The sequence below is a fragment of the Streptomyces sp. NPDC060209 genome (assembly GCF_042728155.1).
In the GTDB taxonomy this organism is placed as follows: Bacteria; Actinomycetota; Actinomycetes; order Streptomycetales; family Streptomycetaceae; genus Streptomyces.
The window spans coordinates 1-11,171 of sequence record NZ_JBHWZS010000285.1 but is presented as its reverse complement, the minus strand read 5'-3'; the positions used below and the strand labels follow the sequence as shown (position 1 = coordinate 11,171).

Sequence of the window (11,171 nt, the reverse complement as noted above, 5' to 3'; positions counted from 1 at the left end):
CTTGTTTTTTTTTTAACGACACTGGGGGTTTTGCGGGTATACACTTTTCGGGGGCCCCCGTTTCTGTTTATTAAGAAACAGGGACGGGGGCGCCGAGTGATCACTCGGCGCCCCCGTCCGTATTCGTGGCGGGTGACTGCTCCCTTAGCGAGCCGAACAGTTCTGCCGGTACTCCGAAGGTTCTGGAGAGAATCGGAAACCAGCGCGGCGGGACTCTCTGTCGACCGCGCTCGACATGGCAGTACGTCGAACTCGACACTTTTAGTGTGCGGGCAACGTCCTTTGCCAACAATCCAGCGGTAAGGCGGAGTGACACCAGCGAAAGCGATTCGCCGTCCTCGATCAACTCGGTAACGGGCACGCCGAGGACGTTCGCAAGAAGTTGCAGCCGATCGGGGCGGGGGAGTCGACCCGTTGTTTCCCAGGTAGACACCGCGGCCCGCGAACAATCCAAGGCCGCAGCCAATTGACTTTGCGTCATCCCGCGCTTTCTGCGCAGGTGTCGCAGCCGCTCACGGCGTATGCGCACCCGTCTTGCCCCCCGTCTCGTTTGGCCGTGTGGGGCGGCACTCTAGCGCCCTTGATCACCTCCGTGGACGCCTGTGTCACAGCCCAGGCACAACCTGCCGGGGGTGGTTACCAACTTCTTTGACGCTGTGATCGAACCCGGCATATGGTCGATCATTGAGTGGCCACATGTGCCCAAGTGGGCGTAGTTGCGGGGGAGGTTACGGGGAGTGGTGTCGTTTGGAACCATCGCCCGGAAGGTCATGGGCCTACCGGAGCCAACCGGCAAGGACGGGACCGGCGAGAAATCGACGGCCGGTGTCCCCCGGCAGACCGAGGCGGCGCCACCACGGCCGGTGAATCCGTGGGAGTCCGCGGGCGCCGAGCTGCGGCAGCAGACTGCCACCGGCAAGGCGGCGAACGGCGCCCGGCCCGCGTCGTCGAGAACCTCCTCGGGCACCCCGTGGACTCCGCAGGACGAGCGGTCGGGCGCCGTGTTCTTGAGGCGCCTCGGCCGCGGCCTGGTCTGGTTCGTCGTCGTCCTGGCCGCCATCACCGGAGTGCGGGCCTGGTTCATCCCGCCCAAGGCGGCGGCGCCCAAGGCGCCCACCGTGAAGACCGAGGCGGCCTACCCCGACGAAGCGGCGCAGGCCGTCGCCGCGCGCTTCGCCCGCGCCTACCTCGGGTGGGACGAGAGCAAGGCCGCCGAGCGCGAGCAGCTCCTCGCGGCCGTCCTGCCCCCGGACTCCGACGCCACCATGGGATGGGACGGGCACGGTCGCCAAGACGTGCTAGCCGTCCAGCCGGGCGCCGTGACCAAGACCAAGAACGCCCAGGCGCGCGTACGGGTCGAGGTCCTGATCCGGCCCGTGGTCGAGGCCGACGCCGCCAAGGACAAGAAGAAGGCGACGGCCCCGGCCCAGGAGGCGGCCCGATGGGTCGGCCTCGACGTGCCGGTTGCCGAGTCCGCCGGACAGATCGTCGTCACAGGGCGGCCGGGCCTCGTCGGCATCCCCAAGCACGGGCCCAAGGCGCCGGACACGCCCACAACACAGACAGACCCGGAACTGAGCCAGCAGACCGAGAGCGCCGTCGACAAGTTCTTTAAGGCGTACGCCGCGGGCGACACCGAGGCCGTCACGGCGCCGGGCTCGAACGTGCCGGCGCTCCCGGCCGGGGTCGAGTACAAGGGGCTCGTCTCCTGGTCCGCAGACGCCGGAAGCGGCGACAGCCGCACCGGCACCGCCCGCGTCTCCTGGTCCCTCGGCGGGGCCTCGGTCGAGCAGGTCTACCGCGTGACCATCACGCAGGTGTCGAGCTCGGACGCCCACCGTTGGCAGGTCGACGACGTCCTCGGCGGGTCGGCCTGACCCGTCATGTCCCCAGCTCATAAATCATGAGCACCCGTCATAACTCCTGGCTAGCCTGCCCATTCACGTACAAGGGGGAACCCGTGGAACCTGTGCACCGCCTCGTCGAGCTCGCCGCGCCACTCACCACCGGGGCGGAGCTCAAAGACTGGATCTTGGTTGTGGTGGGGAACCTGTTCGCCGCGTTCCTCGCGGTGAGGGCCCTCGGGCACTTCCTGAAAAAGGAGTGGGGAGAGATGGTCACCCTCGCGGTGGCCGCCGTGTTCGTCGGCGCGGTCATCTGGGCCCCCGACGCCGTACAGGGCTTCCTTACGGGCGTGTGGGGCAAGGTCTCGGGGTCCGCCTGATGCGCGTAGGGCACACGTACACCAGGCATTTTGACCTTGAGACCAAGCAACACGAGTTGCTCGGCATGGACTTGGGGGAGGGGGCGCCGCGCCGCGCCCTCGTCCTAGGGCTCGTGCTCTATGCACTGTGGACCGGCGCCCTGTTGCTCCTGTTCGGCTTCCCGTCCAAGATCACGTTTACGCTCTACTTCCTGCCGCCGTTGATCACCGTCGTCTACGGAACGCAGCGATCACGGATAGTCGAGCGCCGATGGAACATCACCCGGTGGAGCATCGGGGTTCGGTACCTCGTCCTCGGACACCGGCCGATCATCAGCGCCGGGCGTCGCGCCGCCACCCGAAGCGAGTGGATCAGCCGCCGCGCCCGGTGGGCCGGTAAGGCCGAGCTCCTCGCCGAGTCGCCTCTCGGGCCGCTCGTCGAGCGGTGGCTCGGCGCCGAGGAGTCCGTCCCGCCCGGTGCCGGCGCCCCGGTCCGACTCTCCGCACGCCCTCGCCTGTACGGCCCTGACGCCGTCGGCAAGGCGTACGGCCGCAAGGCAATGCAGCAGTACAGGGGGAACACGTCGTGAAGGTTCTACAGAAGGTCGGGACGTTCCTCGGGGTGGGCGGTGACCGCTCGGCGATGCCGCCGCAGTACGTCGCCCTGGCCGATGGTCTCGTCATCACCGACAGCCACACGGAAGCGTGGTACGTCCTCGCCTCCTCGAACACTGACCTCATGTCCGAGACAGCGAGGGACGGCGAGCTCGACGCCGCGAACTCGGCCCTCGCGCGCACCCTCGCCGGGCATGACTGCCACCTTCGGGTGCTGTGGTCTCCGCTGCACGCCGAGGACTACGCCGCCGAGGCCGCCGAGATGTTCACCGCCGGGGACTGGCAGGAGTGGGCACAGATCCGCGTCGGCCGCCTCGAACAAATCGCCCTGCCCTCGCGTCACCTCCTCCTCGGCGTGCGCCTCACCGAGCGCACCGGGCAGGCGCAGAAGCTCGGCCGCCGAGGCGTCGAGGGCGGCCTCGGCCTCAACTCCTCGACCGTCGGTTCCCGTGAACTCGCCCGCCTCGATGCCCAGATGCGCCGCCTCGGCCGACGACTGGAGTCCTCCCCGTGGAAGGCGCAGCCGGCATCCGTCGAGATGCTCGCATGGATGATCAGCCGCGAGCAGCACCGCGGAACGCCCCTCCCCGCCCCGCGTGCCGGGGTCATCACGGGCGCCAAGCTCGCCGCCCTGACGCGCGGGCGCATCCTGCCCCACCCCGACCACCTGCGGGTGGTCGACGGACACGGCGACGTGACGGCCTGGGTGTCGGTGCTGACCATGTCCGGGTTCCCCGAGCAGATGGAGAGCCCGGGAAACGGTGAGTGGCTGCGCGTCCTCTCCGAGATCAACTACGTGCCGGACGTGGACGAGGAGAGCCTCGACCCGGACCTCGACCCGGGCGCGCTCATCCAGCCCGTCAGCCCCGAGGCGTCCGTACGGTTCCGCGTGATGCCCAAGCGGGACGCCCTCAAGAAGGTTGACGAGGCCCGCCGGTTGGCAAAGGAACAGCGCCGCAGCGCCTCGAAGGGGTCCGCCGAGGACCCCGGCCGGGACATCGAGGAGACCGAGGACGTCATGGCCGAGCTCACCCGCGACATGCGGCGTGAGGACGTGACCCTCGTCGAGGATCACCCCCGGCTCGTCGTGACGAGTGAGACCTCCCTCGAAGACCTCCGGGCCCGCATTGACGCGGTGATCACGCACTATGGCGGGTTCGGGATCGAGGTCACCGTCGGCGAGGAGGAGCAACGCGAGCTCTGGCTCGAAATGCAGCCGGGCGACCAACTGCGCGTGCCCGACCTCGGCCACGTCCGCGACGTCACCGCCCTGTCCGGCTCCTGGTGGTGGGGCGGCGCCAAGGTCGGCGACGACCGCGGCCCCATCGTCGGCTACCTCACCGGCAGCACGCCCGGCACGTTCCGCAACGATGTGACGGCCGGATCGGACCGCGGCGACGCGACGACGACCGCGTTCGTCGGCCGGTCCGGGCGAGGCAAAACCACGGCGATGATGCTCTCGCTCCTCGACGCCGGGTTCCGCGGCTCCTACGCCCTCGCGCTCGACTTCAAAGGCGACCTTGGCGGCCTGGTCACCGCGGCCCGCCGCTACGGCCTGAACGCTCACCTCGTCGAGACCGGCCCCAAGTTCGCCGGGGCCGTCGACCTGTTCACGCTCCTGGCGTCCGAGGGTGTCGACGTCGCCCGCGGTGAAGTGCCGGCGCAACTCTCCGTTGCCATCCCCGAGTGGCTGCGCGAGGCCGGGGCCGAGACACCGATCACCCGCGCGGTGAACGAGGTCATCGCCCAGGGCGAGCCCGCCACCTGGAAGGTGATCGAGTACCTGCGGCACATGGACGACGACCTCGGCCGCAAGGCGGGCGAGGCCCTCTACGAACTCGCGCAGAACGCCTTGGGTGCGCCGTTCATGGGCCGCCCGACCGGCGCCGGGGCGCCCATCAGCCCCGAACCGGGGATCTTCGTCGTGCAGATGCCGGGCCTGTCCCTGCCGCAGCCCGAGGAGGGCCGCCGGGACTGGACCCCCATGAAGCGCCTGAGTGTCGCCCTCATGCACTCGATGTTGGCGTTCGGCGTCACCACCGCAGGTCGCCGAGACCTGCGCGGCCTGCGCAAAGTGGTGGCCGTCCCCGAGGTCCACGTCCTCACGGCGACGCGGGAAGGCTCGTCCTTCTTGCAGTACATCGCCCGAGTGGGCCGCGCCCTTGCGACGTCGCTCCTCCTGGACACACAGGACCCCGAGTCGCTCGTCTCCATGGTCGGCGTCCTCGAACAGCTCACGACGGTGGCGGGCTTCCAGCTCACCACCCGCGAGCAACAGAACGCCCTGGCCGAGCTCCTCAGCCTGCCCAAGGACGCCCACACCCGCGCCCTGATTCAGTCCGTCGGCCTCCTGCCCGATGGCGAGATCCGGCACGGCCATTGCGTGATCCGTGACCGCCGGTTCTCCTGCGCCACCGTCCAGTGGGACGTACCGAGCGACGAACTTTTGAAGCTCCTCGACACCTCACCCAAGGCGGCCGACCAGTCCGCCGACGACGACCCCGTGAGCATGGAAAAGGTGGACGCATGATGCGCAAGACGACGGCCGCCGTACTGGCCGCCGGCATCCTCACCCTTGCCGGTTGCTCCTCGGACGGCGACGGCGGCAAGGACAGCAACCCCAGTGCCGGCGGGCAACAGGCCCCCAAGGACGACGCGCTCGTGAAGGTGGCCAAGCGCTACCAGGAGGCCGCCAACCGCGACGACTGGAAGGCCGCTTGCGGCCTCAGCTCCTCGCGGCTGCGCGGCGGCACGGTCGAGGAGTGCGCCGACAGGCTCACCGTGGACGAGCCCACGCCCGACCCCAGCGAGTCGAGCCCCTCGCCGTCGTTCTCCCCGCCGACGTACGCCGACGGCTCGACACCCGAGCCCATCGCGTCCCGCACGCCCACCGGGCCGGACCGCGCCGACACCGGCCCCGTCTCGGCCTCGGACGTCGTCGAGGTCTCGGCGGTCGAGGACCACCCGGCCGGGTACGGCGTGCTCGTCACCTACACCGTGAAGTGGCCCGGCAAGGACGCCACCACCACGCGCCGCGCGCTGCGCCTGGTCCAGCAGGGCGGGGCCTGGCTCGTCGACCAGCACGAGGACGTACAAGAGGGCGACATGGGGCACGGTTCGCCGGTCCGCGCCGCCCTGTCAGGGGGGTAACAGTGCTCGTCTACTACTACAAGTTGCCGCGGCTGCGGACCGTGTTGATTCCGCTCCTGTTCGCCTTCACCACGTTGATGGTGTTCGCCGGGCAGGCGCACGCCGCGGATATCGACCCAACGGGAATCGGCGACCTCATGCCGTCGCCCGATAACAAGGTGCCCGACGGGGAGGGCACTCTCTATGAGACGTACAGCAATCCGTCTCTGTGGCAGCTCGATTCCGATTTCGGTAAGTGGGACATCCTCGACCCGATGGCCGAGGCCATCGCAGATATCTGCATGGGTCTGATCGCCGTACTCGGTACGGCGTGCATTGTGATCGTGCAGTGGATTTTCCAACTGACCACGATCCCGGAACTTGAGGACGCCATCACAAAGAGCATCGGCGGGGCCGCCAAGGGCCTTACCGTAACGCTCCTCCCGAGCGCGCTCGCCGTCGGCGGCCTGGTGGCGTTCGTCCAGCACAAGAAGGGCGGCGGGGGCGGGGGCCTGTCGCAAATCGCCTGGGTGCTGATCTCCGGTGTCGTCTCGGTCTCGCTCCTGACCAGCCCTCAGACCTGGGTCGGCGGTATCGACAGCGCCCGTCAGGTCGGGTCGAGCGTCACCATGAACGCCACGGCGCAGGGCCTCGGCGACGGGTCGGGCGACTTCCCGTTCAAGCTCGACCATAAGCCGAAATTTAGCGGCAACGGTCGGGATGACGCACTCCGTAAATCGAGTGACGCCGTGTGGCGCGCATATGTGGCCACCCCGTGGTGTGTCGCTGAATTCGGCTCTTTCGAGGTCTGCGAGAAGTACGGCAAAGACCTGTTGGACAAGGGCACCGACAAGGACAAGCGCAAGGAATGGTTGCAAGACACCGTCGATGACGATGCAGTCGGAAGCGGCTCCGTGAAATGGCGTCAGGGGCATAGCCCCGTCGGCCGGATCATGGTCACCATCCCCGCCCTAATCTCCATCATCCTGTTCGCGGCCCTAATCCTGATGCTCGCCTTCACCTCACTGGCGAGCCTCCTCGGCGCCCTCATGCTCCTGTTGACGGGCGTCATCTTCGCGTGCCTCTGGGTCATCCCCGGCCGCCCCCGCGAGTGGGGCCTCGCCTGGTTCGATCAGGTTCTCGCGCGAACCCTCGAAAGCATGATCGCAACGATGGTCCTCGGCGCGGTCCTATCCCTACAGGCCGCCACGACGCAGATGTTCGGCACGTACGGGTGGCTCCCCACCAGCGGCCTGAGCATCGCCGCCGCCATCGTCGGGATGAACTTCCGGGCCGTGGTCGCCCAAATCTTCGGCGTCCGCGGCACCACTTCCGGGATGCTCGGCGGCCTCGCCCTCGCCAAGATGATGAACCGAGGAGGCGGCGGAGGCCGCAGCCGCCGCCGCGGCGGCGACTTCGACCACCAGCCCGTGCGCACCGTGCCCGGCCGCGGACGTCGCCGAGGCGGCGGCGGGGGCGGCGGGGGCGGCGGCGACGACCTGCCGCAGCTCCCCGGCGGCGGAGGCGGCGGCGCGGCCGACGACTCGGGCGTCATCCTCACCCGCGTACCGCGCCACCGGCCACCCGCGCCGGCACCTCGCCCACTCCCGGCAACTGCCGGTGCAGGGGCGGGCCCGGCACTCCCGCCCGGCAGTGCCGGCGGACGCTCGGACGGCCCGGTAATCACGCTCGACCGCGAGCGTTCCGACGTCAGCGGCAAGGCCCGCGCCACCCTGCCCCCGCAGCCGTCGAGGCCGCGCCCCGCACTGCCCGGAGGCAGGGAGGGCACCACGGCCGCAGCGGGGGCCGCAGGGGCAGGAGCCACGCGTCCAGCCGTCGGGCCGGGGCCGACACCAGTCATGCGCCCGGAGAACGGCGGGGCCCCGAACTACGCCTTCCGGCAGGCCCCGCCGCCCTCGCGGACGGGCGAGCCAAAGATCATTCAGGCGACGGTTATCCGCAGCACGCCCAACGGCCCGCCACCGCGGCCGACCGGGAGCACGCAGCCGCCGCCCCGCGCCACCGCGCCGGCACGCCGCACAGCGGCCCCGGCAGTCCCGGCGCCCAGGAACACCGGCCGACGGGGGTAAGCCATGGCGAAGAACGACGAACCGACCCCGGAGGAGTGGCGGGAGATCCTCGCCTCGTACTCCTACCCGGAGGAGGTCAAGAAGACGAAGGGCCGCCGCGGACGCCGCGAGGCCAAGCGCGAGCACCGCGAGGACGTCCGACGCCGCACCAAGGAATGGGTTCGAGAGGAACGTCGCCGCGATCCGATCCGCCCGGCCGGGGCCCTGGTCATCGTGTTGGTGATCCTGGGCCTCGGCGTCGGGGCCCGCTTCCTGTGGCCGAGCCTCCTCGGCGAGGGCCACAAGGGCGACCACGTCACGGCCACCGCGAGCCCTACCCCCGGCGCCCAGGACGAGGAGCCCTCGACGACGCCGAGCAGCTCCTCGCCGTCGCCGAGCTCCTCGGCGGCCGTCGACCTCAGCAAGCCGGACCACGTCGCCGAGGAGGCCGTACGGATCTACCTCACCCGCAACCCGCCCAAGGACGGCGACCACACGGCGAGCGTCCTCCGGGCCGAGCCGTACATGACCCCGGCCCTCGTCGAGAACCTCGCCGGGCACACCGACCCGGGATGGGCAAAGCTCGTCAGCCGCGGCGGAGTTGCCACCGTGAGCACGGTCAAGGTCGAGCCCGCCGGCAATGACCTGCCCGTGGACACTCCCGTTCGTGTCTGGCGGAAGACCACGGCGAAGGTGGACGTCGAGGGGTACGAGGACTACAGCGAAACCACCGTGCTACAGGTCGAGTTGACCAACGGCGACGGCGACGGGTGGCACGTCTCCCGAATCTTGGGGCTGTAGTGGACGGACGCGATGCCGTCCGGACCGTGGGCCGTTTCGCCGGGACCGGACTCAAGATCAAGGCCACTGCCATAGCGTCGGTGGTGTTCGTGATCTTCCTGTTCGTCGTCGGCATCTTCGGTGCCGGCATCGGCGGGAAGGCGTTCGCCGACTCCTGCGGCGACCGCGGAACACCCGGCGTCGACTACGGAGACGAGGGCGGGGGAGAGGCCCAGCAGCCAACCGGCAACATCCGGAAGAACCAGATAGCGAACGCCAAGATCATTGACAAGGTGGCCGCCGACGGCGGCCTGTCCGGACGCGCCTCGCTCATCGGCCTGATGACTGCCCTACAGGAGTCGACCCTCCTCAACCTCGATCACGGCCACCTCGACTCGATCGGCCTCTTCCAACAGCGGCCGTCGCAGGGTTGGGGCACGAAGACACAGATCATGCAGCCCAAGTACGCGGCCGGCATGTTCTTCTTCGGCGCCAACCGCGACACCACCGCCGGAATCCACGGCCTGGCCGACATACAGGGATGGGAGACGATGGGCCTCGGCCAGGCCGCACAGAAGGTGCAGGCGTCCGCGCACCCCGAGCTGTACGACGGCCAGGAGGACGCCGCCCGGCAGATCGCCAAAGAGGCAGGCGTCGACCTTGACCGCCCCGGCAAAGGCGGCGACGCCAACGCGACCCCGAGCCAGGGCGACGACACCGCCACCGCCACCCCGGGCCAGGACGACGACCCCAACGCCGAGTGCTACCCCGAGAGCGCCAACGACCGCCCCGGCAAGCCCGGCGCCGCCTTCCACGACGGTGACGCCCCGTGGCCCGCGAACGTGAAGAACCCCCGCAGCACCGCGGACGCCATCGCGTGGGCCGAGAACGAGGCCAAGACGGGCGGCAAGGACTGGTATCGCGCCTGCCTCGCGTTCGTTGCCCGGGTGTACGGCTGGAGTTTCTCCGGGACGACGTACGCCATCGACCACTACCGCGAGATGCCGGCCAGCATGAAGCACGACAAGGACCGAAACCCTCCGCCCGGTGCCTTGATGTATTGGGAGACCGGCGGGCGGGCGGGTCATGTTGCTGTGTATCTCGGTGACGGAAAAATCGCTAGCAACGATATTCTCCGCCCGGGTTACATTGACGTCGTACCCGCCACCGACATTGAAAGCAAGTGGGGTTCTACGTACGTCGGTTGGGCACCACCGTATTTCCCCAAGGGTGGATAGATCGGAGAAAGACCAATGACCATCACTGACCCCGACCAGATTCCCGCAACCCCGATCTACACCATCACCGTCAGCTCGAACGGCGTCGCCGCGGTCAACGGTGAGGAGGTCACCGAGCCGGGCCTCGACGCCAACGAGGCCCGCGTCCGCGCCCTCGCCGAGGTCCGGATCAAGGCGGCCTTTCACGGCCGCCCTGTCCGCGTGCTCGCCAAGGAGGCGGACGGGGCGGCCTGGCCCCTGATCGTGGACGTCAACGGCGACGTGATGACGCTCGACCGCCCCCACCCGACGCCGCCGGCACCCGTGCCCGCGCAGGCGCCCCCCGCGGCCCCCAGCTCCCCGGCCGCGGCCGAGCCTGTCGTGACCCTCGCCCCGCAAGCGGCACCCCAGCGGGCGGCGGTCGGCACTCAGGCCCGCACCGCACAGCAGCCCGCCGCGCCGGATGCCGGCCGCGCCACGGCCGCCGTACCGCCCGAGTGGGCCGCGCCCCTCCCGCCGCAGTACGCATCGGCCTGGGCCGAGCTCGTCGCCCACGAGAAGGCGGGACGGCTCGTCGAGGCCATCGTCGCCGCCGCCCAGCTCGAAACCGCCCTCGCGGGCGCCTTCGGGCCCCTCGCACCGCCCACGGTCAACGTGCTGACGACGAGGGCCGCGTTCACCGTGCGCCGGGTCGAGGAGACAGAGGATTGGGCCGAGACGACGGAGCTCCTCGTCCAGACGGCGCAGCGCCGCCGCGAGGCAGGGGCCCCCGAGGACGAGACACAGCGCGTGATCAGCAACGCGCACGCGGCATGGATTCGCCTCGCCGTGGAAGATCCCGAGTACGCCCGCGAGACGGCCGAGCCGGTGCTCGTCCTCCTGGGGGACCACCCGGAGAACAAGCGCCGCGCACAGGCCGTGATCCGCGTCCTCGAACGGGGCGCAGCGGCGTAGCAGGGCACCGCAACCGCGAACGCGCGAGACCCCCCTCCCGACACACGGGGAGGGGGGTCTCGCGCGTTCTGGGCCAGGGCGCAGCGAGGGGGCGCAGCAAGGCGCGGCAGGGCGCAGCGCAGGGCCTCAAGAGGCCCTGACGGGCCCTTTCTTCCGGGGCGTGGCCCAGGGTGCCACACGGCACGCCGCGCACCGCCCTGCGGC

The 11,171-nt window shown here is 69.9% G+C and carries 10 protein-coding genes; 9 read left to right on the top strand and 1 reads right to left on the bottom strand.

Going from position 1 to position 11,171, the window contains the following annotated elements; genetic code table 11:
- Positions 1–100 precede the first annotated feature (100 nt).
- Complete coding sequence (locus ACFWFI_RS34785) at positions 101–529, bottom strand: helix-turn-helix domain-containing protein (RefSeq protein ID WP_387398249.1); 429 nt, start codon at positions 527–529, stop codon at positions 101–103.
- Between the two features lie 211 nt (positions 530–740).
- Between ACFWFI_RS34785 and ACFWFI_RS34780 the strand changes: the two genes are divergently transcribed.
- From ACFWFI_RS34780 to ACFWFI_RS34740, 9 genes are all read left to right on the top strand, one after another.
- The gene (locus ACFWFI_RS34780) at positions 741–1,877 is read left to right on the top strand and encodes a conjugal transfer protein (protein WP_387398247.1); all 1,137 of its coding nucleotides are present in this window, start codon (positions 741–743) and stop codon (positions 1,875–1,877) included.
- 83 nt (positions 1,878–1,960) lie between these two features.
- Positions 1,961–2,224 carry a hypothetical protein gene (locus ACFWFI_RS34775; RefSeq protein WP_359595623.1) on the top strand — a complete coding sequence of 88 codons (264 nt, stop codon included), beginning with the start codon at positions 1,961–1,963 and terminating at the stop codon, positions 2,222–2,224.
- A 65-nt stretch (positions 2,225–2,289) separates the two neighbouring features.
- Positions 2,290–2,793, top strand: a complete 504-nt coding sequence (locus tag ACFWFI_RS34770; protein ID WP_387398245.1) for a hypothetical protein — start codon at positions 2,290–2,292, stop codon at positions 2,791–2,793.
- Positions 2,790–5,348: an ATP-binding protein gene (locus tag ACFWFI_RS34765; RefSeq protein ID WP_387398243.1), complete on the top strand. Its 2,559-nt coding sequence runs from the start codon at positions 2,790–2,792 to the stop codon at positions 5,346–5,348. The genes ACFWFI_RS34770 and ACFWFI_RS34765 overlap by 4 nt, the downstream gene beginning before the upstream one ends.
- Positions 5,345–5,968, top strand: a complete 624-nt coding sequence (locus ACFWFI_RS34760; protein ID WP_387398240.1) for a hypothetical protein — start codon at positions 5,345–5,347, stop codon at positions 5,966–5,968. Before ACFWFI_RS34765 ends, ACFWFI_RS34760 begins: the two co-directional genes overlap by 4 nt.
- Before the next feature lie 2 nt (positions 5,969–5,970).
- Positions 5,971–8,037 (top strand): hypothetical protein, encoded by a 2,067-nt coding sequence (locus ACFWFI_RS34755; protein ID WP_387398237.1) that lies wholly within the window; start codon positions 5,971–5,973, stop codon positions 8,035–8,037.
- A 3-nt stretch (positions 8,038–8,040) separates the two neighbouring features.
- Positions 8,041–8,817, top strand: coding sequence for a hypothetical protein (locus tag ACFWFI_RS34750; protein ID WP_387398235.1), 777 nt, complete (start codon positions 8,041–8,043; stop codon positions 8,815–8,817).
- Complete coding sequence (locus tag ACFWFI_RS34745; protein ID WP_387398233.1) at positions 8,817–10,034, top strand: peptidase M23; 1,218 nt, start codon at positions 8,817–8,819, stop codon at positions 10,032–10,034. The genes ACFWFI_RS34750 and ACFWFI_RS34745 overlap by 1 nt, the downstream gene beginning before the upstream one ends.
- A gap of 15 nt (positions 10,035–10,049) precedes the next feature.
- Entirely contained in the window at positions 10,050–10,967 is a 918-nt protein-coding gene (locus tag ACFWFI_RS34740; RefSeq protein WP_387398231.1) for a hypothetical protein, read from the top strand.
- Positions 10,968–11,171 lie beyond the last annotated feature (204 nt).

Excerpts from the sequence above, each read along its gene's own strand:
- ACFWFI_RS34770 (WP_387398245.1), top strand. The coding sequence starts at position 2,290 with ATGGACTTGGGGGAGGGGGCGCCGCGCCGCGCCCTCGTCCTAGGGCTC.
- ACFWFI_RS34760 (WP_387398240.1), top strand. The coding sequence starts at position 5,345 with ATGATGCGCAAGACGACGGCCGCCGTACTGGCCGCCGGCATCCTCACC.
- ACFWFI_RS34750 (WP_387398235.1), top strand. The coding sequence starts at position 8,041 with ATGGCGAAGAACGACGAACCGACCCCGGAGGAGTGGCGGGAGATCCTC.
- ACFWFI_RS34740 (WP_387398231.1), top strand. The coding sequence starts at position 10,050 with ATGACCATCACTGACCCCGACCAGATTCCCGCAACCCCGATCTACACC.